The following is a 24,012-nucleotide window of genomic DNA, read 5'->3' as shown; positions in this document are numbered from 1 at the left end:
GATGACAATCAAAATATTGTCATGGATACAAGTCCCGATGCCGCGCTCTCGCTACAAGTCGCTGGTCGACGCCTTTGCCGCTGATATCCGCAGTGCACGCTTGCCACCCGGTACCCGCTTGCCCACCCACCGGCAATTGGCCGCATCAGAAGGGCTGGCGCTGGTCACGGCCAGTCGGGTTTACGCCGAGCTTGAGGCCATGGGCCTGGTCAGTGGAGAGGCGGGGCGCGGGACTTTCGTCAGAGAGACGTCGTTGCCACCCGGCCACGGCATCGACCAGCCCGACGTGACGGCGGGGATGCTGGACCTCAATTACAACTACCCCTCTGTGCCCGGCCAGGCCGAACTGTTGCGCAGCGCCTTGCGCCAGCTCGCGTTGTCCGGCGACCTGGAGTCGCTGCTGCGCTATCAGCCCCATGGCGGACGCCTGCACGAGCGGGCTTCGTTTGCCCGGCATTTGCAGACTCGCGGCCTGAACGTACCTGCCGAGCAGGTCTTGATCGTCAATGGTGCCCAGCACGGTTTGACTGTGGCCTTGATGTCGCTGCTCCAGCCCGGCGATGTCATTGCGGTCGATGGGTTGACCTATCCGGGCTTCAAGGCTTTGGCCCTGGCGCTGCATCTTGAGGTGTTGCCGATTCCGGTTACAGAAAGTGGCCCGGATCTTGATGCCCTGGAACAGCTCTGTCGCAGTCGCTCGGTGCGAGCGATCTACAGCATGCCGACCCTGCACAATCCGCTGGGTTGGGTGATGAGCCTCGAGCAGCGTCAGCAGCTTGTGGCAATCGCGCGCAAGTATGATCTGCATATCATCGAAGACGCGGCCTACGCTTTTCTTGTGGAAAATCCGCCGCCACCCCTGGCTGAACTGGCACCGGAAAGGACGGTGTATGTATCCGGACTGTCGAAAAATGTTGCTGCGGGTTTACGCGTCGGTTTCGTCGCGGCGCCGCCTCAAACCATTGCCGCACTGGAGCGCATGATCCGGGTCACAGCCTGGAATACCCCGGGGATAATGACCTCGATCGCCAGTGCCTGGCTCGACGACGGCACGGTGAGCCGACTTGAAGTGCAAAAGCGCCAGGACGCACAGGCCCGCCAGATCATTGCTGACGAACAATTGGCCGGGCTGCACCGTGTGCGCCATCCCTTTTCCTACTTTGTGTGGCTGCCCCTGGCCGAGGATGCCAGAGCAGAGCAGGTCGTCACGGCATTGCTGCGCGAACAGATATCGGTCTCCACCGCCCAGCCATTTGCTGTTTCGACCCACGTACCCCACGCCATCAGACTGGCCCTGGGATCGGTGGACATGGGGGCATTGCGCGGGGCGTTGGCGAAAGTGAAGTGGGTGGTTGAAGCCTGTACTTAGTGGCTGGGGACGGGCTTGCACTTTCTCAATGGAACGCCGTCGAGCACTTTTTTGAATGGTTCGATGGCGGCTTTAGTTTGGGATTTCTCCTACAGAAATTATTTATTTCCTACATGGTCGGGTAAATTCTCTTACCTTGCGTGCTTCGGTGCGGATCAAAAAGGATGGGAGCAATGTCGGACGGATGGAGCAATGAGGAACTGAAGGCATCAGTTCAAGCTTATGGCGAAATGTTGCGTCACCAGGTAGCGACCACAAAGTTTGTTAAAGCTCATGTGTATCGTGAGTTGGCTAATCGTTTTGGCCGCGAAGAGGGTGCCTTTGAACGCAGAATGCAAAACATCTCTGCGATTTATGAAGAGCGAGAGCTTGAATGGGTGGTTGGTCTAAAGCCTCAGAAAAATATCGGTAAAGCCATTAAGTCCAAACTTATCGAAATGATAGATGAGCTTCCTAGCGAGCCCGGTCGGGTGGCTCATGAACTCGAAAAAGCCGAAGTCGAAGCCGAGCAACAACGTGTGTTTGATCCTCGAAATGTTGATGATGCTAGACAGCGAGTAGTTGCCAGCATTGTTCGCCGTCGAGGACAGTCTGCTTTTCGTAAGAAGTTGTTGGAAGCATACGCAACAAGATGTGCGATCAGTGGTTGCGATCAAGCTGAGGTGTTAGAAGCTGCGCATATTCATCCTTATAAGGGTGAACACACTCACGTGGTGTCAAACGGCTTGTTGCTACGTGCTGACCTTCATACTCTGTTCGATTTGTATCTCATTGCAATCGATCCTGCTTCGCTGTTAATCCGACTGGCCCCTCAACTACACAATTCCTACTACATCCAATACGAAGGCATGCCACTCGCTACGCCAACATCGGCTTCAGCGAAGGCCAGTGTTGAAACGTTGCAGTGGCATGCGGATCAATGCGACTGGCTCAAATCCCCGAGCGCGTCATCGGGCTGATCATCCGGCTTCCCAGGCCCAGTGCTTCTGACACCAGGGCCCGTAGTTCGCCATTATTTTCGTCCCTGGTGCAGTGCGACAACTTCTCGCCAATGGTAGGGGCTGTGTCTTTGCCTTCAGGGAACGCGCGCAAAATCAGCAGTCCGCTATTGGTCAGCACTACTTCGAAAAATGAAACCCCTGACAGTCCGTCAAAGTGGATGTAGCCGACGTCGGCCAGCCATTTGACGGTGGCCAGGAACAGGGCCTCTTCTTTTTCCAGCGTGTCGCGGTTGCTGGCGCCCAGGGTTTTGTAATCGATAAAGCGCTCGGCGGTGAGGGTGAGGGGCAGCGGGAAATTGCGATACAGGTGGCCCAGGATCAGCCCGGTGTAGCAGTCGAACAGTTCGATATTGTTCGATGGCAGGGCATTGATCGAGTGGATGTTTTTGTCTTTGAGGTGACCGGCTAATCCTTTGAACATGTGAACCTCTGTATGTGGAATCTGCATGCCATGTCTGAACAATCGTACCCATTTGGTATAGCACAGCCGCGTCCTTGAACCTCTCAGAGGTTGCCTGGAAGTTGAGATCCCGGTCGCTGGGGATTCTTATGTTGTTACAAGATAATGCGCCGGTATGAAGATTTCCCTAAAAAATCATATGACTGCTGGATATTTGATACTGGGGTGCTATTACTGTTGGGCGCGAGAATTGGCGCATGGTTTTTCCGGGATTTGCCGACGAAGCTATTTATTTCAGGAGGATAGATGTCAAAGCCTGCATGGATGCGCAATACCCTGGTGGCCGCTGCCTTGTTGAGTGTGCTCGCTGCGCCGGTTTACTCAGCGCAGGCACGAACTCTGCAACTGGCCATTGGCGATGAACCCACTGAAGGCTTTGACCCCATGCTGGGCTGGAGTCACGGCAGTTATCTGCTGTTGCACAGCCCGTTGCTCAAGCAAAACGAGGACTTGTCCTGGAGCAGTTTCCTGCTCACTGATTATCAGACCAGTGACGATGGCAAAACCTGGACTTTGAAGCTCAAGCCCGACTTGAAATTCTCCGATGGCTCGGCCCTGACTGCCAAGGATGTGGCCTACACCTACAACAATGCGGCGGCCAGTGGCGGCAAGGTCGATATGGGCAACCTCCTCAAGGCCGAAGCGGTAGATCCGCTCACCGTGCGCATTGAGTTGAAGGCGCCGCAAAGTACCTTCGTCAATGTGCTGGGATCACTGGGCATTGTCTCGGCCGACAAGTACGACGCTAAAACCTATGCGCAAAAGCCTGTTGGTGCCGGGCCTTACCGGTTGGTCAGCTATCAGCCGGGGCAGCAGTTGATTGTTGAAGCCAATCCGTATTACGCGGGGCAGAAAAACGATTTCGACAAGCTGGTGTTTGTATTCCTCGATGAGGACAGCTCGTTTGCCGCGGCCCAGAGCAAGCAGCTGGGTATCGTACGAATCGCTCCGTCGCTGGCAGTGACGCCGACACCGGGCATGAAGCTGTGGGTACGCCCCAGTGTCGAGAATCGCGGCATTGTGCTGCCCACCACCAGGGCAGGCAAAAAGGATGCCCATGGCTACCCCGTTGGTAACGATGTGACCGCCGATGTGGCGATCCGCAAGGCCATCAACTACGCAATCAATCGCCAATTGCTGGCGGACCAGATTCTCGAAGGGCATGCGATACCTGCCTACACCGGGGTCCAGGGTTTGCCCTGGGATAACCCGCAGGCGGCCTTCAAGGATGGCGATATCGCCAGGGCCAAACAGATCCTGGATGAAGCCGGCTGGGTTGAAACCGCCAGTGGCATTCGTGCCAAAGAGGGTGTGCCGGCCAAACTCACCCTGTGGTACGCCAGTGGCGATGCGACCCGACGTGACCTGGCCCAGGCCGTGCGCTCCATGCTCAAGCCGGTCGGGATCGAGGTGGACTTGAAGTCAGGCAGTTGGGAAACCGTTGAACGCAACATGCACGCCAACCCGACCCTGTTTGGCTGGGGCAGCCTCGACCCGATGGAGCTTTATCATCACTACAGCAGCAAGGCGGCCGGGGTTGAGTACTACAACCCCGGTTATTACAAGAATCCTGTAGTCGATCAGCATTTGCAGCAGGCGCTGGATGCTCCGACCTGGCAGCAGGCGGTGCCGTTCTGGCAGCAAGTGGAGTGGGACGGCAAGACCGGCGCCGGGGTCAAGGGCGATGCAGCCTGGGCGTGGTTGCTGAACGTACAGCACACGTATTTGGCTGATGAGTGTATCGACCTGGGCAAAGGCGCTCCGGAAATCCACGGTTCCTGGTCGCTGCTCAATAGCCTTGATGGCTGGAAGTGGACCTGCAAGTGATTCGTGGATTCTCGCTTTATGTTGTGCGCTTGATGTGCCTGCTGCTGGTGACGGCAGCAGGCACGTTTACCTTGCTCAGCTTTTCTCCGGTTGACCCGATCCGGGCTTATATCGGCAACGACCTGTTGCACGTGCCGCCCGAGCAATACCCGCTGATTGCTGCGCGCTGGGGGCTGGATCTGCCCTTGTGGGAGCGCTTTTTGCACTGGTTCAGCCAGATCCTGCAAGGCGACTTCGGCTACTCGATGCTCTACAACGCGCCGGTGTCGCAAGTGATTGGTGAGCGCTTTGCCACCTCATTCGCGCTGCTATTGTCGGCGTGGCTGTTTTCCGGGATTGTCGGTCTGGCCATGGGCCTTACGGCCGGACGTTACTTGAATCGCTGGCCGGACCGGTTGATCTCGACCCTGTCCTATGTACTGGCGTCCCTGCCGACCTTCTGGATTGGCCTGTTGTTGCTGTCACTGTTTGCCGTCACCCTCAACTGGGCGCCGATCTGCTGTGCCTGGACCCCCGGCAGCAGCGCCGAAACAGCCACCTGGGGCGACAAGCTCAGGCACCTGATTTTGCCCATGCTGGCCCTCGGGGTTCTGGGGGTCGGCAATATTGCGCTGCACACCCGCTCACGGGTGGCAGAGGTGATGAACAGTGAGTTCATTCGCTATGCCCAGGCCCAGGGCGATAAAGGCTGGCCGCTGATCAACTTTCATATTTTGCGTCACGCGGTAACCCCCGCGTTGTGCCTGCAATTTGCTTCGGTGGGGGAGTTGATTGGCGGTTCGCTGCTGGCGGAAAAAGTCTTCGCTTATCCGGGCCTCGGCCAGGCCACTATCGATGCCGGCTTGCGTGGTGATATCCCGTTACTGATGGGGATTGTGATGTTTTGTGCGGTGCTGGTGTTTACCGGCAACAGCATTGCCAACGCGCTGTTACTGCGCCTCAACCGCGGGGCGGCGCGCCAGTCATGACTTACGACCCCAATCGTGCCTTGTTCAGGCTTTGCCTCTCGCTGCTGATGCTGCTGCTTTTGATCGCGTATGGCCTGTCGATAGTCAGCGTTGATGTTCCGATGGATTTGCTGGCGCGGCGCCTGCCACCTTCTTCCGAGTATTGGTTCGGCACCGACAGCCTGGGACGGGACCTGTGGCTGCGGTGCTTCCAGGGGATGACCACCAGCCTGCAAATCGGTTTGACCGCCGCCTTTAGCAGCGGTTTTCTGGCCATGTTTGCCGCCAGCCTGTGTGCACTGAACAAAACCCTGGACTACCTGATTCGCGGGCTGATCGACAGCATGCTGGCGTTGCCGCATCTGCTGTTGCTGGTGTTGATTTGCTTCACCCTGGGCGGCGGCAAACAGGGAGTGATCCTGGCCGTGGCCCTGACCCACTGGCCGCGACTGGCCCTGATCCTGCGAGCCGAAATCCTGCGCATACGCGAGACCGATTTTGTCATGCTCTCCCATCGCCTGGGCAACAGCAGCTTCTATCGCTGGCGCCATCACTTGCTGCCGTTGCTGCTGCCGCAGTGGATCATCGGCACCTTGCTGATGTTCCCCCATGCAGTGTTGCATTCGGCGGCGCTGAGCTTTCTGGGCTTTGGTCTGGCGCCCCATGATCCGTCACTGGGCTTGTTGCTGGCGGATGCGCTACGGTACTTGAGTACGGGTGCCTGGTGGATGGCGTTCTTCCCGGGTTTGATTCTGGTGGGTCTGGTACTGGTATTCGACCAATTTGCACGAGCGCTGCAACAGCTCTGGATAAGGATTACCTGATGCTGAAATTCGACCGGTTTGCGATTGATATCGCCCACTATCACTGGCTGGGCCATAAAACCTGGCATCCGCTGCTGAGCAATATCTCCCTGGAGATTAACCCCGGTGAGCTGGTGGCACTTGTGGGCTCCAGCGGGGAGGGCAAAAGCCTGTTGCTACAGAGCGCCCTGGGTTTGCTGCCGGACAACATGCGCTGTCATGGCGATATCGTGCTCGATGGGCAGGTGCTGAGCGCTGCGGGCAAGGTCGACCAGCGCGGCAAAAGCCTGTGCTATGTGCCCCAGGGCGTGAGTGCCCTGAACCCGCTGATTAAAGTCGGCCCGCAGTTGAACAGGGCGGCGCAGTTGAGCGGGGTCACCCTGGAGCCGGGTGCTGTGGCGCGGCAACTGCAGCAATACAACCTGCAACCCGGGCTGGTGGACGAATATCCGCGCAAGTTGTCCGGGGGCATGGCCAAGCGGGTTCTGGCCAGCTGCGCGGCACTGACCCACGCGCGCTACATTCTGGCGGACGAGATCACCTCGTGGCTGGATGACGAGCATGCTTGTCAGCTGCTGACCCATCTCAAGGGTTTTTGCCAGCAGGGGCGGGGCATTCTGTGGGTCACCCATGACCTGGCGTTGGCGGCGCGTTTTGCCGACAAGATCGCGGTGTTGCATCAAGGTGAACTGCACGAAACCCTGAGCGCGAAAGAGTTGCGTGAAAGCGCAGGCAGTCCGTGGCTACAGTCGCTTTGGGCGGCCTTGCCCGAGCAACAGTTTCTGGCGCGGCGGGTACCGGAAGTCGGGGCTGATTCTTATGCTTGAAGTGCGCGAACTCAGCATTGTGCAAGACGGTCATCGACTCTGGGATTCGGTGTCTTTTCAGGTGGGGCTGGGGGAGTGTCAAGGCATCTCCGCCCCCAGCGGTTTTGGGAAAACCACCCTGGGCCGGGTGCTGGCGCAGTGGCAAACGGCAACTTCGGGCAGTGTCACAGTGGGCGGTAAACCGCTGTCGAAGAAGGGCTACTGCCCGGTCCAGCTAGTGCCACAACACCCCGAACTGACCTTCAATCCCTATCGCACCACGGGTGAGAGCCTGCGTGATGCCTGGTCCCCGGATGCCCCATGGCTTGAACGCATGGCAGTGAATCCTGCCTGGCTGACGCGCCGGCCGGATGAATTATCGGGCGGCGAACTGGCGCGTATCGCCTTGCTAAGGGCGCTGGACCCGCGCACGCGCTATCTGATTGCCGATGAGGTGACGGCGCAACTTGACCCTCACATTCAGGCCCAGGTATGGCGAGTGTTGCTGGAGGAGGTCAAGCGCCGTGAACTGGGGCTGATTGTGTTCAGCCATAACAAGGCGCTGCTGGAGAAAGTCTGTTCCAGTATCTGGATGCCACAGCGGGACGGCTGATCCGCGCAAGCTGTGTGCTGGCATCGCGAGGCAAGCTCGCTCCTACAGGCCATGCAGCTCGCAATATTCGTCCCAGTCCATACCTGCCATTTGTGCCACCTCGCGGTGTACCTCAAGACGTTGGGCCTCAAACTCCTCGGTGCTGGCACTGGTCAATTGCAGCGTCAGTTCCCAGGCAAAAAATCCCAGGCGTTCAGCCTCGGCCTCGAAGGCTTCGTTTAAACGTTCCTGGCGATATTCCTTCATCGATTGGCCCACCGCACGGGCGGCCAAGGGGTTTAACTTCTCAAGCTCGGCTGCCAGTTCGGGGTGCTCGCCGAGAAAGCGATCAAGGGCTTGCTGATGGTTGATTCCGGGTTCAGTCACGCCAGACTCCTGGTTACAAAGGGACGGTCGGTACAGGGTACAGGCCCGGTTCAAGGCCAGGCAGGATGGCTCAAGGCAATCCTGCCGTTGATGGTCGTATTGCGGGTTATTTCTTTTCTGCTTCCGGCAGGAACCAGTTCAGTAACAAGGCGCAAATACCCCCTGTGGCCACACCGGACTCCAGCACATTGCGCAGGGCGGCGGGCATGTGGGCCAGGAACTCAGGGACTTGTGACACACCAAGACCCAGCGCCAGCGACACCGCAATGATCAACAGGGCACGACGGTCCAGTGTAGTGCTGGCCAGAATATTGATCCCGGAGGCTGCAACAGCCCCGAACATCACCATGGCCGCACCACCGAGTACCGGCTCAGGCACTGCCTGAATGGCACCGGCAACGCTGGGGAACAGCCCCAGCAGCACAAGCATGCCGGCAATCCACACGCCAATATGGCGACTGGCGATGCCGGTCAGCTGAATCACCCCGTTGTTCTGGGCAAAGATCGAGCTCGGGAAGGTGTTGAAAATACCTGCCAGCAGCGAGTTGGCGCCGTTGACCAGCACGCCGCCCTTGATGCGCTGCATCCACACCGGGCCTTCAACGGGTTCGCGCGAGACCTTGCTGGTAGCGGTCACATCACCAATGGCTTCCAGCGAGGTCACCAGATAAATCACCAGCATCGGAATGAACAAGGCCCACGAGAAGCCCAGGCCAAAGTGCAGCGGTACCGGTACCTGGAATACTTCGGCCTGGTGCATTCCGGTGAAGTCCAGACGTCCGAGGTAGCCCGCCAGGGCGTAGCCCACGGCCAGCGCGATGACGATGGCGCAGCTGCGCATCCATACCAGCGGGATGCGGTTGAGGATCACGATAATCGCCAGCACCACGCCTGACAGCATCAGGTTTTCGCCATTGGCGAAGGTGCCGTTGCCCATTGCGGTGAAGCCGCCACCCATGCTGATCAGGCCGACTTTAATCAGGGTCAGGCCAATCATCAGTACGACGATGCCGGTCACCAGCGGGGTGATCATGCGTTTTACAAACGGCAGTACCCGGGAAATGCCCATTTCGACAAACGAACCGGCAATCACCACGCCAAAAATGGCAGCCATCACCCCTTCAACCGGGGTGCCTTGTTTCACCATCAACGCGCCGCCCGCAATCAGCGGGCCGACAAAGTTGAAGCTGGTGCCTTGCACGATCAACAGCCCGGCGCCGAAAGGCCCGAAGCGCTTGCACTGAACAAAGGTGGCAATCCCGGAGATCACCAGGGACATGGACACAATCATGTTGGTGTCGCGGGTCGAGACGCCCAGCGCCTGGCAAATCAGCAGGCCGGGGGTGACGATAGGAACAATGATCGCCAGCAGATGTTGCAGCGCTGCCAGGAAAGCGATCCATGGCTTGGGACGGGCTTCGAGACCAAAGACCAGATCGCTGGTCTGGGACTCGGCTTCATGCGGTGTTTTGGGAGAGGTCATGGCGAGTGCCCTGGAAAAAAGAGCGCGATTCTACTGGTCTTGGGCCATCACGCACAGCGTTTGCTTGCCTGCAAGCGTAGGCGAACTTTAATTAATCGAATGTTCAGCGACTCTGAAGGTCCGAATCTTGGTCTGACCGGACCCCGGCACTACTTTAAACAGGACGCGTAACCATGCTTGATTCCTCGTGGACGGCTTTGAAACACCACCGCAGGCTTCATCAGATTGTCGCCACCCTGGTGCGCTTCGGTGCCCAGGACGTACTGCTGCGTCTGGGCTTGGGCCGTTTGCTGGTGGACGTCAATGCCGAGCCCGGTGAATCGCTGCCGGCCAGTACGCCGCAGCGGGTGCGCATGGCACTGGAAGCGCTGGGGCCAACGTTTATCAAGTGCGGGCAGATCCTGGCCAGCCGCCGCGACATCCTGGGGCCGGAGTGGGTCAATGAACTGCAGGCCTTGCACAGTCAGGCCTCAACCCTGCCATGGGCCGAGCTGGAGGCACAGGTGCTGGAGGATTTGGGCTGCGGTCTCGATCAGGTATTTGCCGAGTTCGACACTCAGCCCCTTGCCGCGGCCTCCATGGCCCAGGTGTACCTTGCACGTTTACTGAGTGGCGAGGCGGTGGTGGTCAAGGTGCAACGGCCCGGCTTGCGGCACACCATGACCGCCGACTTGCAGTTGCTCGAAAGCCTGGCCCAGCTGGTTGAGCAGAATGCCGCGCTGGCGGTGTATCAACCGCGCCAGATGGTCAGGCAGCTTGCCCGGGCGATGCTGGAGGAGCTGGACTTCACTCAGGAGGGGCAGAACGGCGACAGCATCGCGCGGAACTTTGCGCAGACGCCGCATATCGTCATCCCGCGCATCTATTGGGCTTTCAGTAGCCAACGGTTATTGGTGCAGGAATTCTTGCCCAGCTTTACCCCCTTGGCGCGGGATGCACTGATCGAACAAGGGCTTGATCCCGGCTTGCTGGCCAGCCGCGGGGCACGAGCCTTTATCAAAATGCTGCTGGAGGACGGGTTGTTCCATGGCGACCCGCACCCGGGCAATCTGCGGGCAATGAGTGATAACCGCGTAGGCTTTATCGACTTTGGCATGGTGGGTCGACTGGATGAGCGACGGCGCCTTGAGGTCATGAATTTCATGCGCGCGTTGACCGAGGGCAGTACCGAGCTCCTTGTGGCTGTGCTGATTGACTGGAGCGGGGAGCGCGTGCAAGACCTGTCACAGATCGAACAGGCCGCCCGCGAATATATGGCGCGCCACACAGGGGGGCAATTGAAAATCAGCGCGTTGATCACTGATTTTCTCGGTTTGATCCGTGAATATCGTTTGTTGCTGCCGCCGGATTTACTGGTGTTGTTCAAGGCGCTGATCACGGCTGACGGGGTATTGACGCAACTTGATCCTGATCTGGATTTGATCGCCACGGCGAAGCCGGCAGTCGAGAAAATGCTGCGTGAGCAATTCAGCTGGAAAGTGGCCAAGGGGCTGGGCATAGACGGTCTGGAACTGGGGCGCGGGGTGCTGAGCGACCTGCCCAAGCTCACGCGCCTGATGGTGCACCGTCTCAAGCACGGGGTGCTGGATCTCAAGGTGGACATGCCGGGGCTGGAACGGTTGGAGCGCTCATTGCGACTGGCCTCGACCCGATTGTCGCTGGCGCTGCTGATCAGCGCGCTGCTGATCGCATTTGGTCCGCAAATAGCGGCAGCGGGGCCAGTGTGGCAGGGTTTGTCGGCGATTGGCTGGCTGGCGGGGATTGCGACGTTAGGCGGCTTGCTGGCGTTCTTGTGGAGCTTGTTCAGAAGCTGACCCGCAGTGTAGGAGCGACTTGTCTGTAGGAGCGAGCTTGCTCGCGAGCTCATGGTTGCAGCGTTGAAAAAGCTCGCGAGCAAGCTCGCTCCTACAGGTTTTACTGCGCTTTTGAGATGTTGGCGTTCTTGTGGAGCTTGTTCAGAAGCTGAGCCGCAGTGTAGGAGCGACTTGTCTGTAGGAGCGAGCTTGCTCGCGAGCTTATGGTTGTAGCGTTAAAAGCTCGCTCCTACGGGTTAGAGATGTAGTGCATGCCCCAGCGCACGCAGCGCGGCTTCTTGCACGGCTTCGCCCAGGGTCGGGTGAGCGTGGATGGTGCCGGCGATGTCTTCCAGGCAAGCCCCCATTTCCAGCGACTGGCCGAAGGCCGTGGACAGCTCCGAAACACAGGCGCCCACTGCTTGCCAACCGAGAATCAGGTGGTTGTCACGCCGCGCAACAACCCGCACGAATCCGCTTTTTGATTCCAGGGTCATGGCGCGACCATTGGCGCTGAACGGGAAGCTGGCGCTTATGTAGTCCAGGCCCGCCGCTTCGGCTTCGGCGGGGGATTTACCGACCACGACAATTTCCGGATCGGTAAAGCACACCGCGGCAATGGCTGTCGGGCAGAACTCGCGCTGTTTGCCGGCAATGATCTCGGCGACCATCTCGCCCTGGGCCATGGCCCGGTGAGCCAGCATCGGCTCACCGGTCAGGTCGCCAATCGCCCATACATTGCGCATGCTGGTCTGACAGCGATTGTCGACCCGTATCGCCGGGCCGTTCATGGCCAACGCCAGGGTCTCAAGGTTGAAGCCCCGGGTGTGCGGGCGACGTCCCACTGCGACCAGGACCTGGTCGGTTTCCAGAGTCTGGCTTTCGCCCAGGGCATTGCGCATCGACAGGGTTTTGCTGCTGGCCTGGAAGCCTTCGACGCTATGTTCCAGATACAGAGTGATGCCCAATGCCTTGAGGGACTCGGCAACTGGCAGCGTCAGATCTTTATCGTAGGTCGGCAGGATCCGGTCGCGGGCCTCGACCACCGTGACTTCCGCGCCCAGCTTGCGATAGGCAATGCCCAGCTCCAGTCCGATATAACCCGCGCCGACCACGGTCAGACGCCTTGGTATGCTGGTGGGGCTCAGGGCTTCGGTGGAGGAAATTATCGCGCCACCAATGGGCAGAATCGGCAGGTCGACACTTTTCGAGCCGGTGGCCAGTAACAGGTGTTCGCACTCGATCCGCTGGCCGTCGACTTCAACCGCCTTGCCATCGAGGATTTTGGCCCAGCCGTGGATGACCTTGACGCCGTTCTTTTTCAGCAACGCACCGACGCCGCTGGTCAGGCGATCAACGATGCCGTTTTTCCACTGAACGCTCTGGCCAATGTCGAGGGTCGGGGCCTGGGTCTTGATCCCCAGTGGCGAACTGTTATTGCTGTAGCCTTGGGTGGTGTGAAATTGCTCGGCCACATGGATCAGCGCCTTGGACGGGATGCAACCGACGTTCAGGCAGGTACCGCCCAGCGCCTGACCTTCGATCAGGACTGTTGCAATTCCCAGCTGGCCGGCGCGGATGGCAGCCACGTAGCCGCCAGGGCCGCCACCGATAATCAGCAGCGTGGTGTGTTGGGTTGGCTGCATGTTCACTCCAGAAACAGGGTGGCTGGTTGTTCGAGCAAGCCACGCATGGCCTGGATAAATTGCGCTGCGTCCATGCCGTCCACTACCCGATGGTCGAAGGAGCTGGAGAGGTTCATCATTTTGCGGATCACGATCTGGCCTTTGACTACCACTGGCCGTTCGACGATGCGATTGACCCCGACAATCGCGACTTCGGGCAGGTTGACCACCGGGGTACTGACGATTCCGCCCAGTGCGCCAAGGCTGGTCAGGGTAATGGTCGAGCCGCTGAGTTCTTCACGGGTCGCCTTGCCGGCGCGCACGGCGTTGGCCAGGCGCGTGATTTCATCGGCCGCGCCCCACAGGGTCAGGGTTTCGGCGTGTCGGACCACCGGCACCATCAAGCCGCCTTCGCTTTGCGCGGCAACTCCGATGTGGGCGGCGCCAAAGCGGGTGATGATTTGCGCTTCATCGTCATACCGAACGTTGATTTGCGGAAAGTCGCGCAAGGCCACCACCATCGCCCGTACCAGAAACGGCAACAGGGTCAGCTTGCCCCGGCTTTCGCCCCATTTTTGATTGAGCTGCGCGCGCAGTTCTTCAAGGGCAGTGACGTCGACTTCTTCGACATAACTGAAGTGTGCGGCACGGCGCTTGGCCTCCTGCATGCGCTGGGCGATTTTGCGGCGCAGGCCGATCACCGGGATCTGTTGTTCATCGTTGCGTTTGGCATAACCGCTGGCCGGTGCCGCGACGCAGGTGTTGTCTTGCGCCAGATAAGCCTCAAGGTCGTCGTGCAGCACACGTCCTGCCGGGCCGCTGCCGATGACAAAGCGCAATTCGATGCCGGCATCCCAGGCGCGTTTTCGCACGGCGGGGGAGGCCAGCGGACGTTCATTGGCTTCGCGGGCTACAGGTGCAGGCCGTTGGGCCGCAGCAGGCTTGATTGCCGGGGCCGTGACCAGCGCCACTTCGACCCGGGCCTGTGGCGCAGCTTTCGGGGCGGCGGCCTGCGGTTCTGCAGCAGCGGCCGGCTGAGCACTTTCGCGCAGGTTACCCGCGCCTTCGACTTCGATACGAATCAGCTCGCTGCCTACGGCCATTACCTCGCCGGGCTGGCCGCCCAGGGCCAGGACTCTGCCCGCTACCGGGGAGGGAATGTCCACGGTGGCCTTGTCGGTCATCACATCGGCGACCACCTGGTCTTCGCTGACCATGTCACCGACTTTGACAAACCATTCCACCAGTTCAACTTGCGCAATGCCTTCGCCAATGTCCGGCATCTTGATAACGTGCGTACCCATTCAGACCTCCATAACCCGTTGCAAAGCCGCACCGACCCGTGCAGGGCCCGGGAAGTAAGCCCATTCCTGAGCATGCGGATAAGGCGTATCCCAGCCTGTGACGCGTTCAATAGGTGCTTCCAGATAGTGGAAGCAGTGCTCTTGAACCAGCGCAATCAGCTCGGCACCAAAACCGCAGGTGCGGGTGGCTTCGTGCACGACGACGCAACGGCGGGTTTTTTTCACGGAGGTGACAATGGCGTCCAGATCCAGCGGCCACAGGCTGCGCAGATCGATGACTTCAGCGTCGATGCCGGTTTCTTCGGCAGCGACCTGGGCCACATAGACGGTGGTGCCGTAGGTCAGGATGGTGACTTCAGTGCCGGGGCGCACGATCGCGGCGCAATCCAGCGGCACAGTGTAATAGCCATCGGGTACGGCACTGGCCGGGTGCTTGGACCACGGGGTCACCGGGCGTTCGTGGTGGCCGTCAAAGGGGCCGTTGTACAGGCGTTTTGGTTCCAGGAAGATCACCGGGTCATCGTTTTCGATGGCGGCAATCAGCAGGCCTTTGGCGTCGTAGGGGTTGGACGGCATGACGGTGCGCAGGCCGCATACCTGGGTGAACATGGCTTCCGGGCTCTGGCTGTGGGTCTGGCCGCCATAGATGCCGCCGCCGCAGGGCATTCGCAGGGTCATGGGGGCGATAAACTCACCGGCCGAGCGGTAGCGCAAGCGGGCTGCTTCGGAAACGATCTGGTCGGATGCCGGGTAGAAGTAGTCGGCAAACTGGATTTCGGCAACCGGGCGCAGACCATAGGCGCCCATACCGACGGCGGCGCCGACGATGCCGCTTTCCGAGATCGGGGCGTCGAACACCCGCGAGCTGCCGTATTTGGCCTGCAGGCCTTCGGTGCAACGAAATACGCCGCCGAAGTAGCCCACGTCCTGGCCAAATATCACCACGTTGTCGTCGCGCTCAAGCATCACATCCATGGCCGAGCGCAGGGCCTGGATCATCGTCATGGTGCTGGTGCTCACGGCGTTCTCCATCAGAATTTTATTGTTGTCGTTCATCTGGTTATAACCCCAATTCCTGACGTTGCCGACGCAAGTGCTCGGGCATGTCCTTGTACACGTCCTCAAAGATCGTCGCCGCGCTTGGCATCTGGCCGCCGGCCAGGGTGCCAAATCGCTCGGCTTCTTTCTGTGCACCAATGATTTCGGCTTCGAGTTCGGCGCTGACGGCTGCGTGTTCTTCCTCGGACCAGTTGCCAGTGGCAATCAGGTGCTGTTTGAGGCGAATGATCGGATCGCCCAGCGGGAAGTGGCTCCAGTCATCGGCAGGACGGTACTTGGAAGGGTCGTCAGAAGTGGAGTGCGGGCCGGCGCGATACGTGACCCACTCAATCAGTGTCGGCCCCAGATTGCGTCGTGCGCGCTCCGCGGCCCAGACCGAGGCGGCGTACACCGCGATGAAGTCGTTACCGTCGACGCGCAGCGAGGCAATGCCGCAGCCCACGCCACGTCCGGCGAAGGTGGTGGCTTCGCCACCGGCAATCGCCTGGAAGGTCGAAATGGCCCACTGGTTATTCACCACGTTAAGAATCACCGGCGCGCGGTAGACGTGGGCAAAGGTCAGGGCGGTGTGAAAGTCCGATTCGGCGGTGGCGCCATCACCGATCCAGGCGGAGGCGATTTTGGTGTCGCCCTTGATCGCCGATGCCATGCCCCAGCCGACCGCTTGCATGAATTGGGTCGCGAGGTTGCCGGAAATACTGAAAAAGCCGTAGTCCCGGACCGAATACATAATCGGCAACTGACGGCCTTTAAGTGGATCGCGTTCGTTGGACAGCAACTGGCAGATCAGATCCACCAGAGGCACGTCGCGGGCCATCAAAATGCTCTGCTGGCGGTAGGTCGGGAAGCACATGTCGTCGATGTTCAAGGCCAGGGCCTGGGCGCTGCCAATGGCTTCTTCGCCAAGGCTTTGCATATAGAACGACATTTTTTTCTGACGCTGGGCAACCACCATCCGGGTGTCGAAAATCCGCGTTTTGAGCATGGCGCGCATGCCCGCCCGCAGGATCTCGGTCGAGACGCCTTCTGCCCAGGGGCCGAGTGCCTGACCCTGATCGTCGAGCACGCGAATCAGGCCTTTGGCCAGATCGGCGGTATCGGCAGGCTCTACATCGACAGGGGGTTTGCGCACCAGACCGGCATCGGTCAGGCGAAGGTAGCTGAAATCGGTCTTGCAGCCTGGACGGCCGGAGGGTTCGGGAACGTGCAGGCGCAGCGGTGCATATTCAGTCATGGCTTTCTCTACGCTCGATCTTGTCGTGTTTATTAGGCGCGGGAGCTAGTTTTTGCGTCGAAAATCCGGCGGGTGATCAAGCCGGATTTTGTCCTACAACAATCATATTCCTGACAGTGAAGAATATTTCTCTGTAGTTCGTTGTGCTTTGCAGCGATTAAGGATAAGAATTCTTTATAAACACAAAAAACAGGTGCTTTTGTCTCATGCGCAAGCTAGATCGAACGGATATCGGGATTCTCAACAGCCTTCAGCAGAATGCGCGCATCACCAATGCGGACCTTGCACGTTCGGTCAACTTGTCCCCCACACCCTGTTTCAATCGGGTAAAGGCCATGGAAGAACGCGGGCTGATTCGTGAGCAAGTCACCTTGCTGGACGCAGACATGCTGGGCCTGCACGTGAATGTGTTCATCCATGTCAGCCTGGAGAAACAGGTTGAAGAAGCCTTGCAAAAATTTGAGGCGGCGATCTCGGATCGTCACGAAGTCATGGAGTGCTATCTGATGGCCGGCGACCCGGATTATCTGATCCGGGTGCTGGTGCCGAGCATTCAGGCGCTGGAACGCTTCATGATGGACTTTTTGACCAAAGTGCCCGGGGTTGCGAACATCCGGTCCAGCTTCGCCCTGAAACAGGTGCGCTACAAAACGGCGCTGCCGTTGCCGCCGGGTGGGCTGACGCTGGAGGAGTGATTCAGACCCGCAGCCGCCAGCGTTCGTTAAAACGCAACTCGACCCTGGACAGTGGTTCTACATCAATCAGGTTGAAGGATGCGCTGCTTGCGGCCAGCGCATGCAGGATGGCGGCGCGGATGACGAAGGGGTGGGTCACGACCGCAAAATGGCCTTCCTCGCGAAACTCATCGAGCCAGGCGCCGACCCGCAGGCACAGGGCTTCTACCGACTCGCCAGCATGGGGCGCCGACCCGGGGTTGTTGGTCCAGTCGGCGAGTACCTGGGGAATACTTTGCTGCAGGTCGACCAGGCGCAAGCCTCGCCACTCGCCGAAGTCGTAATCCTCCAGCGCCGGCACGATCTCGATGTCGTCACCCAGCGCCTGGGCAGTTTGCAAGGTTCGGGTTTCGGGGGCGCAAAGAATTCGCACAGGCTTCTTCAAGGCCGCAGCCATTTCCTGCGCTTGCAGCAATCCCTTGGGGTCAGCCGGTTCATCCAGAGCAAAGCGGCCCAGACGCTGGGCTTCAGTGCGGGCATGACAGATAAAACTCAGGCGGATGGGCATGATGAAGTCCTTGCGGGTAATGCGTTGCAGTAACAGGCGGCACCTGTGTTGCTCGCATTTGCAGGGGGCGGGTGCCCCTCAATTGAGATTAGGCGAGTATTATCACTGCGCATTTCTATCTCAAGGTACTTCGCCATGTCTGCTGTCCTCTTGAAAAAAATCCTTAATACCGCTGCGTTGCTGACACTGCTGGCCGGTGCCGGCTCGGCCTCTGCCCATGCCCATCTGCAACAGTCGACACCTGCGGCCGACAGCACGGTCGCCACTGCCAATGAAGTGCGCCTGACCTTCAGCGAAGGGGTTGAAGAAAAGTTCACCAAGGTGACCCTCAGCCACGACGGCGCGCCGGTTGCTGTAAGCAGCATCAAGACAGAACCCGGTAACAAGAAGGTGCTGATTGTGACCCCGGCTCAAGCGTTGCCAGCAGGCAAGTACAGCGTGGACTGGAAGGCCGTGTCGGTTGACACCCATAACAGCGCTGGTCAGTACGGCTTCACGGTGGGCAACTGAGTTGATGGTCAGCGACATGGTTGTATGCCGATTTGTGCATTTCTGCGCTGTGCTGCTGATTTTTGGCGTCAGCGCATTCAGGCCCTTGCTGCTGGCGATCAAGCCGTCACCTGCGATTGATGGTCTGTTGCACAGATTTTGCTGCGCTCTGGCCTGGCTGGCGTTGGTCAGCGGCCTGGCCTGGTTGCTGCTGACCACCCATTCGATGGCCGGCAGCTGGCCTGAGACCCTGGACCCCGACACTCTCTGGCTGGTGTTGGGCAGCACTTTTTTTGGTCAGGTCTGGGCCGGGCACCTGCTGTTCAATGTGTTGTTGCTCGTTGCGCTTTATGCAAATTCCGGTTTTAAGGCCGCGTGGATCTTCAGCGTGCTGTTGCTGGCCACCCTGGCGCCAGTGGGGCATGGCGCGATGCTGGATGGCTGGCGCGGTCAACTGCTGATGCTCAACCAGTTCATTCACCTGATGTGTGTCGGGGCCTGGGTTGGCGGCTTGTCGGGGTTGTTGCTGCTGCTCACTCGTCCTGCCGGGCAAAGTGTGGATCGGGTGCTGCGGCGCTTCAGCAATCTGGGGTTTGTGCTGGTGGCCGGGATCATTGTGACCGGTCTTATCAATACCCGGGTTCTGACAGGTGCACTTTGGCCTACGCCGCTGTTCGAAGGTTTCGCACTGATCCTGCTGATTAAAGTGGCCCTGGTTGGCGTGATGCTGTTGCTGGCGTTGTTCAATCTGCTGATGAGCCGCGCTGGCCACTTTGCTGTCTTGCGCAACAGTGTGGCGCTTGAGTGGTTATTTGGCTTGATGGCCGTGGCTGCTGTTTCACTACTGGGGACCTTGCCACCGCTGATTGTCAGGTGAGTACCTGCTCATAGTGTGCGTGGCGGGGTTGCTGGCCACCTTGTGGCGGTGGCATCTGCTCGGTAGGAGCGAGCCTGCCTCGCGATAGCCTCAAGCGCATCGCGAGGCAGGGGGGCTAGATGACCAGAAACAACGCCATCAAGCCGCCGAAAATCGCCCATTTTTCCAGGTAGTAGCGCGTGCGATTGCGTTTTTTCAGTTCCTTGCCGCGCAGGCGGATTTTGTACAGCCTGGTAAACGCGCGGTTCAGGGCACCGGTTTTATCGCCGGTATCGTTGGGGGCGCTGGCCGACGCCATGACCGTGCGGCTGAACCACTGATTGAAGGCTGCTGCCCAGCGATATTGCATGGGGCGCTCCACATCGCAGAACAGGATGATGCGATTCTCAGCGGTGGTGTTTTCGGCGTAATGGATGAAGGTTTCGTCAAACATCACGGCTTCGCCGTCACGCCAGGAGTAGTTCTGCCCGTCGACGTTGATATAGCAGCCCGGATCATTCGGGGTGTCCAGGCCCAAGTGAAAGCGCAACGAGCCCGCATAGGGGTCGCGATGACGTACCAGCTTTGAACCGGGTGGCAACTCGGCAAACATGGCCGCCTTGATGATGCCGATACCGTTGAGCAGCTCAATGGTGCGTGGGCACATTTCAACTGCCGACGGATGATTGTCGCCATACCACTTGAGATAAAAGCGCTTCCAGCCACTCTTGAAGAACGAGTTGAAACCGACATCATTCGGTTGCTCAGATCGTTTGATTTCGCCTGCCTGCATCAAGTTGCGCGCTTCGTCGCGGATCTCCATCCAGTGATCCTGCAAGGGTTGTAACTGCGGGAAATCTGCCGGTTTCAAATAAGGCTGGCTGGGAACTTTGGAGAACAAATACAGGAAGCAGTTGATGGGCGCCAGGAAGGTCGAGTGATCGCTCAGCTGGCGCCCCAGTTTATGGCGAACTTTGCCCCGCAGGTGCACATGCGCAATGGACAAAACGTAAACAGCAATAATGATGAGTTTCAAAAGTATCGTCACAAGTCAGGAGAGCGCTCCCCTGCATGCACGCAAGTAGCCCGACCTCTTGCAGGAGGTATCGGGCGCTGGTGTCTCTGGAGGGGAGCCAAAGTGTAAGGTTAAAACAGCACTTTGGGCTTTTTCCAGCGTTTCATGAAGTTTTTGTAGAGATTCACTTGCAGTCTTTGGTCGGATTGCGGATGGGGTTTTTGCAGGCAGTACACCGGCTCACGGGCATCACCAGGTGTGATCAATGCCTTTGGCGCCCAGAGACTGGTACATCCGGAAGTGCTGAGGATCCAGCCAGCTTTCTACCTGCTCCATAAAGCGCCCGTGCCGGTCGAAAGTTGTGCGCAGGGCCTTGAGGAAAACGGTTCCTGCGGTTCGTCCCAGGAGCAACGCGTCTTCTGCACCGAGGGGGGCCGCGCTGATCCATTGATCACCGCTCTCGGCTACAAAGCCGTAGGCGGCCAAAGTGATAGTCAGCGAGTCATCTATCAGTCCGGTTCGTGGCAGGCCTTCGAGGCCGCCGGTGGCGGGCATGAGCGAGCGCTCCAGGGAAATGGCGGTGTCATTGTCACGGCGGCGGCGAACCAGAATGACGAATCGGCTCAAGCCAAATTGAGGTGCCAGCTCCGGACGCTCCTGGGTCTGGAGTTGCAGAAGCTCAGTGCAGATCCTGGCGCCTGTGTTGGCCAGGGCCTGAGTCCAGCCGTTATTCTGGTCGAGGGTAATGCCGTCGTAGGTGACGATGGCGCTGCCTTCGGCCTGCATGGCGATGTATCTGCGCCTTTCCAGCTCGGCCAGTGCTTCGCGTAGCGTGCTGGTGCTAACCCGCAGTTCCAAGGCTAGTTGCTCTTCGCCGGGGAGGGGATGGCCGTCTGCCAATAGACCGCTTTCGATACGCTGGACGAGCTCGTTGACTACCTGTTGTCTCTGGTCAAATCGTGGGTGCTTTATCATTCCCTGAGTAATAGTTGAGCAATGCCGGTTCAGCAACAAATGAGCGGGTGAAAGGGGTCGGTTACGGGAGTGCAAGCTGCCTTGAACCCTGCCGGTGTTCAGGGTTCAAGGCGTGGCGCAGGCAATGCTCTCAGCCGCAGGCTTTGAGGTTGACCGGGCCGACGAACTCGTTACCACGGCCCATGACGCAGGCTACGGCCTGATTCCGTTGACGCTCCCAGGCCTGGACCGGATAGGTCTTGTTCCACGCTTCATACAGTTGCCGATCTTGCTTGGACAGGCGCAGGTCGTAGCGTTTGCTCATGTAGAAGTAGGTGCGTGCAATCATGCCGCGAATTGACGGCCGGGGCATGACCTTCTTGGCCTTGAAGTCGACCTGGGTCAGGCATGAACCGTATTGGCCCGCCTGCGCGGGGAGCCAGCCAAAACTGAAGTTGCTTCGGTCTCCGTTGACCTCGCCGATGCTGGGCACCAGGTTGTGCAGGTCGGCCTCTGCCACTTTGTAGACCGGGTCGTGGCGGGTGCAGTTTTTTCGACCGCCGCTTTGCCAGCATTGGCGCTGGTGGCCAATTTGCCAGGCGGGAACTATGTGTTCCCACTCGATACGGGCTGCACGATTGGCGTTCTTCCTGGGTACATACCCGCAGGCTTTGAGATCCACCCGATTGCCGGTGTATTTACAGCCACAATAGAACTCGGTGGACTGTGGTGCATAGAGTTTCCAGGCGACTTTCTTGGCTTCGCTGAAGGTCTGCGGAGCCGCAGCATGGGCACTTATAGCGGTAAAGAGGCTGGCTAATGCCAGTATACGAACCCTCATTGACTCAATCTTCCTCTGGTACGGTCCAGAAAACATTGACCCCGCCATCATCGCGATGGGCGATTGTGACATTGTCGTTTTCGGAGATCTCTTCTAACAGGCGCTCCCAGAATTCGGGATTGTCGCCCTCCAGTCGTTCAAGCACCGCCATTTTGTCTTTTTGAGCTTTAGGCGAGCTGATGATTTTTTGTATGCGGGTTCCGAAAATTTCGTAGGGGCTTGGAAGGGGTGGCGCTTTGACCGGTTTTTTAGCCATGATGCGATCCTTGGTTGCTGTATGGGCATACAGTATTTAACTGTATGGGATTTGGCAACTGTTTGAATTCATTTGGCTGCGGATCGGACTGCGTTTTTTCGGTTTAGTGCGAGAAGGGGAGAAAAATCAATTAATTGGACCACTCACCGGGGAGGTTGAGTGGTTTCAACGCCGGGCACTGGGCAGTGTCCGGCGTGGATCAGATCAATACTCCCAGAACATCCGCTGCAGTTCTTTGCTGTCTTGGGTTTTGGTCAGGGCGACCATGGCCAGGATGCGGGCTTTTTGCGGGTTCAGGTCGTGGGCGACAACCCAGTCGTATTTGTCGTCAGGTTGTTCTGCGTTACGCAGTACGAATCCGCCGTTATTAACGTGGGAAGAACGGATGATTTGGATGCCGTCTTTGCGCAGGGCCTGCAGGGTAGGCACTACACGCGAGGACACGGAACCGTTGCCTGTGCCAACGTGGATGATGGCTTTGGCGCCGGCCTGTGCAAAGGCTTTGTAGGCAGTGTCGTCGACGTTGCCATAGGAGTAGGCGATGCCTACGTTTGGCAGGGACTTGATGTTTTTGATGTCGAACTCGGAATCCATGGTGTGACGCTTGGCCGGCAAGCGGAACCAGTAAGATTTACCTTCAACCACCATGCCGAGCGGGCCCCAAGGGCTCTTGAATGCTTCGGTCTTGATGTTCATTGATTTGGTGACATCACGGCCCGACTGGATCTCGTCGTTCATGGTGACCAGTACACCTTTGCCCCGTGCTTCTTTGCTGCCGGCTACCGCCACGGCGTTGTACAGGTTGAGCATGCCGTCTGCGGACATGGCAGTGCCCGGGCGCATGGAGCCGACGACGATGATCGGCTTGTCGGTTTTTTCGACCAGGTTGAGGAAGTAGGCCGTTTCTTCGAGGGTATCGGTGCCGTGAGTGATGACGATGCCATCGACATCCTCGCTGTCAGCCAGCTCGGCGACGCGACGGCCCAATTGCAGCAAATTGTCGTTGGTGATGCTTTCGGACGCGATTTGCATGACTTGCTCGCCGCGTACGTTTGCCAATTGGCTCAGTTCGGGAACACCGGCAATCAGTTGGTCGATACCCACTTTGGCGGCGGTGTAGGTCGCGCTGTTGGCTGCGCTGGCACCTGCGCCGGCAATGGTGCCGCCGGTTGCCAGGATGACAACGTTAGGTTTGGTGGTCTCTTGTGCCTGAACGGCAGGCATGGCCAACAGAAAGGCCAGGGCGGCCGGAACAATGGTTTTTAACACAGCAGGTTTCATTATTTTCTCTCTTATTGGTGGGCTTGCTGATGTACCGACATCGAGCACCGCACGTGCCTTCTCTTGCGCACGCGCTGCCTAACAAAGCACTAACTGTGCCACTGCAAAGTGTATTTTTGATGCATCTAACTATTTGATTTATATGAATAAATTATTGTTTGTTTTTTACATTGGGCAGTTCTGGACGGTTTTCCGAACAGCGGGCGGTTATTTGTTCGGAGACTCGACCGCTTGTCGGCTCGTTACAGTCTGTTTTTCACGTTGACAAAAAACCAACCGCTTTACATAGTGAGGTTCAAGCAAACGTTTGCGCGGTGCTTTTAGAGCCGTATTCTCTGGGCTCTGACCCTGTATTTTTTCAGGCTTTATCCGGGCCGGACGTTGCTCA

24 protein-coding genes are annotated in these 24,012 nt (G+C 58.5%); 11 read left to right on the top strand and 13 right to left on the bottom strand.

The features are described from left to right. The first annotated feature begins 37 nt into the window (after positions 1-37). A complete protein-coding gene (locus tag B195_RS14605; protein WP_003442078.1) occupies positions 38-1,369 on the top strand; it encodes a PLP-dependent aminotransferase family protein in 1,332 nt (443 codons plus the stop codon). A 173-nt stretch (positions 1,370-1,542) separates the two neighbouring features. Next, the gene (locus B195_RS14600) at positions 1,543-2,328 is read left to right on the top strand and encodes an HNH endonuclease (protein ID WP_003442081.1); all 786 of its coding nucleotides are present in this window, start codon (positions 1,543-1,545) and stop codon (positions 2,326-2,328) included. Here B195_RS14600 and B195_RS14595 read toward each other — a convergent pair. Beyond that, positions 2,300-2,791, bottom strand: coding sequence for a hypothetical protein (locus tag B195_RS14595; RefSeq protein ID WP_003442082.1), 492 nt, complete (start codon positions 2,789-2,791; stop codon positions 2,300-2,302). The genes B195_RS14600 and B195_RS14595 overlap by 29 nt on opposite strands. A gap of 285 nt (positions 2,792-3,076) precedes the next feature. Between B195_RS14595 and B195_RS14590 the strand changes: the two genes are divergently transcribed. From B195_RS14590 to B195_RS14570, 5 genes are read left to right on the top strand one after another with little or no spacing between them, the layout of a single operon-like run. After that, positions 3,077-4,657, top strand: coding sequence for an ABC transporter substrate-binding protein (locus B195_RS14590; RefSeq protein ID WP_003442084.1), 1,581 nt, complete (start codon positions 3,077-3,079; stop codon positions 4,655-4,657). Next, positions 4,642-5,625: an ABC transporter permease gene (locus B195_RS14585; RefSeq protein WP_003442086.1), complete on the top strand. Its 984-nt coding sequence runs from the start codon at positions 4,642-4,644 to the stop codon at positions 5,623-5,625. Before B195_RS14590 ends, B195_RS14585 begins: the two co-directional genes overlap by 16 nt. Then, positions 5,622-6,428, top strand: coding sequence for an ABC transporter permease (locus tag B195_RS14580; protein ID WP_003442088.1), 807 nt, complete (start codon positions 5,622-5,624; stop codon positions 6,426-6,428). Before B195_RS14585 ends, B195_RS14580 begins: the two co-directional genes overlap by 4 nt. Further along, positions 6,428-7,234: an ATP-binding cassette domain-containing protein gene (locus B195_RS14575; protein WP_003442091.1), complete on the top strand. Its 807-nt coding sequence runs from the start codon at positions 6,428-6,430 to the stop codon at positions 7,232-7,234. Before B195_RS14580 ends, B195_RS14575 begins: the two co-directional genes overlap by 1 nt. After that, positions 7,227-7,826, top strand: a complete 600-nt coding sequence (locus B195_RS14570; protein ID WP_003442093.1) for an ATP-binding cassette domain-containing protein — start codon at positions 7,227-7,229, stop codon at positions 7,824-7,826. The genes B195_RS14575 and B195_RS14570 overlap by 8 nt, the downstream gene beginning before the upstream one ends. 42 nt (positions 7,827-7,868) lie before the next feature. On the opposite strand, the gene B195_RS14565 is transcribed toward B195_RS14570, so the two are convergent. Continuing rightward, a complete protein-coding gene (locus tag B195_RS14565) occupies positions 7,869-8,192 on the bottom strand; it encodes a DUF6388 family protein (protein WP_003442095.1) in 324 nt (107 codons plus the stop codon). A 106-nt stretch (positions 8,193-8,298) separates the two neighbouring features. Next, a complete protein-coding gene (locus B195_RS14560; protein ID WP_003442097.1) occupies positions 8,299-9,675 on the bottom strand; it encodes a nucleobase:cation symporter-2 family protein in 1,377 nt (458 codons plus the stop codon). Between the two features lie 173 nt (positions 9,676-9,848). Between B195_RS14560 and B195_RS14555 the strand changes: the two genes are divergently transcribed. Next, positions 9,849-11,489 carry an AarF/ABC1/UbiB kinase family protein gene (locus B195_RS14555; protein WP_003442099.1) on the top strand — a complete coding sequence of 547 codons (1,641 nt, stop codon included), beginning with the start codon at positions 9,849-9,851 and terminating at the stop codon, positions 11,487-11,489. A 236-nt stretch (positions 11,490-11,725) separates the two neighbouring features. On the opposite strand, the gene lpdA is transcribed toward B195_RS14555, so the two are convergent. Genes lpdA through B195_RS14535 form a run of 4 tightly spaced genes read right to left on the bottom strand, consistent with a single transcriptional unit; the run spans position 11,726 to position 16,690 of the window. Continuing rightward, positions 11,726-13,114: a dihydrolipoyl dehydrogenase gene (gene lpdA, locus B195_RS14550; protein ID WP_003442100.1), complete on the bottom strand. Its 1,389-nt coding sequence runs from the start codon at positions 13,112-13,114 to the stop codon at positions 11,726-11,728. Between the two features lie 2 nt (positions 13,115-13,116). Next, positions 13,117-14,397 carry a dihydrolipoamide acetyltransferase family protein gene (locus tag B195_RS14545; RefSeq protein WP_003442102.1) on the bottom strand — a complete coding sequence of 427 codons (1,281 nt, stop codon included), beginning with the start codon at positions 14,395-14,397 and terminating at the stop codon, positions 13,117-13,119. Further along, entirely contained in the window at positions 14,398-15,453 is a 1,056-nt protein-coding gene (locus B195_RS14540) for an alpha-ketoacid dehydrogenase subunit beta (RefSeq protein ID WP_003442104.1), read from the bottom strand. 4 nt (positions 15,454-15,457) lie between these two features. Then, entirely contained in the window at positions 15,458-16,690 is a 1,233-nt protein-coding gene (locus tag B195_RS14535) for a 3-methyl-2-oxobutanoate dehydrogenase (2-methylpropanoyl-transferring) subunit alpha (RefSeq protein WP_003442106.1), read from the bottom strand. Between the two features lie 206 nt (positions 16,691-16,896). Here B195_RS14535 and bkdR point away from each other — a divergent pair, with 206 nt between their 5' ends. After that, entirely contained in the window at positions 16,897-17,385 is a 489-nt protein-coding gene (gene bkdR, locus B195_RS14530; RefSeq protein WP_003442107.1) for a Bkd operon transcriptional regulator BkdR, read from the top strand. A 1-nt stretch (position 17,386) separates the two neighbouring features. Here bkdR and B195_RS14525 read toward each other — a convergent pair whose 3' ends face one another. Further along, a complete protein-coding gene (locus B195_RS14525) occupies positions 17,387-17,932 on the bottom strand; it encodes a histidine phosphatase family protein (protein ID WP_003442110.1) in 546 nt (181 codons plus the stop codon). 135 nt (positions 17,933-18,067) lie between these two features. Between B195_RS14525 and copC the strand changes: the two genes are divergently transcribed. Then, positions 18,068-18,442: a copper homeostasis periplasmic binding protein CopC gene (gene copC / locus B195_RS14520; RefSeq protein ID WP_003442112.1), complete on the top strand. Its 375-nt coding sequence runs from the start codon at positions 18,068-18,070 to the stop codon at positions 18,440-18,442. A gap of 4 nt (positions 18,443-18,446) precedes the next feature. After that, on the top strand, positions 18,447-19,298 hold the full coding sequence (gene copD, locus B195_RS14515; RefSeq protein WP_003442114.1) for a copper homeostasis membrane protein CopD: 852 nt from the start codon (positions 18,447-18,449) through the stop codon (positions 19,296-19,298). A 115-nt stretch (positions 19,299-19,413) separates the two neighbouring features. Here the strand turns inward: copD and lpxO are convergent, their stop codons facing one another. From lpxO to B195_RS14490, 5 genes are all read right to left on the bottom strand, one after another. Continuing rightward, entirely contained in the window at positions 19,414-20,313 is a 900-nt protein-coding gene (gene lpxO, locus B195_RS14510; RefSeq protein ID WP_003442116.1) for a lipid A hydroxylase LpxO, read from the bottom strand. A gap of 228 nt (positions 20,314-20,541) precedes the next feature. Beyond that, on the bottom strand, positions 20,542-21,267 hold the full coding sequence (locus B195_RS14505) for a GntR family transcriptional regulator (protein ID WP_037001474.1): 726 nt from the start codon (positions 21,265-21,267) through the stop codon (positions 20,542-20,544). 130 nt (positions 21,268-21,397) lie between these two features. Beyond that, positions 21,398-22,087: an endonuclease gene (locus B195_RS14500; RefSeq protein WP_003442120.1), complete on the bottom strand. Its 690-nt coding sequence runs from the start codon at positions 22,085-22,087 to the stop codon at positions 21,398-21,400. Positions 22,088-22,091: 4 nt separating this feature from the next. Then, positions 22,092-22,343 (bottom strand): DUF1654 domain-containing protein, encoded by a 252-nt coding sequence (locus B195_RS14495; RefSeq protein ID WP_003442121.1) that lies wholly within the window; start codon positions 22,341-22,343, stop codon positions 22,092-22,094. Positions 22,344-22,547: 204 nt separating this feature from the next. Beyond that, positions 22,548-23,624 carry an asparaginase gene (locus B195_RS14490; RefSeq protein ID WP_003442123.1) on the bottom strand — a complete coding sequence of 359 codons (1,077 nt, stop codon included), beginning with the start codon at positions 23,622-23,624 and terminating at the stop codon, positions 22,548-22,550. Positions 23,625-24,012: the final 388 nt, after the last annotated feature.

Origin of the sequence: Pseudomonas sp. Lz4W, assembly GCF_000346225.2 — a bacterium.
Classification (GTDB): domain Bacteria; phylum Pseudomonadota; class Gammaproteobacteria; order Pseudomonadales; family Pseudomonadaceae; genus Aquipseudomonas; species Aquipseudomonas paraversuta.
The sequence above is the reverse complement of the archived record's forward strand: the minus strand, read 5'-3'. Positions and strand labels throughout refer to the sequence as shown.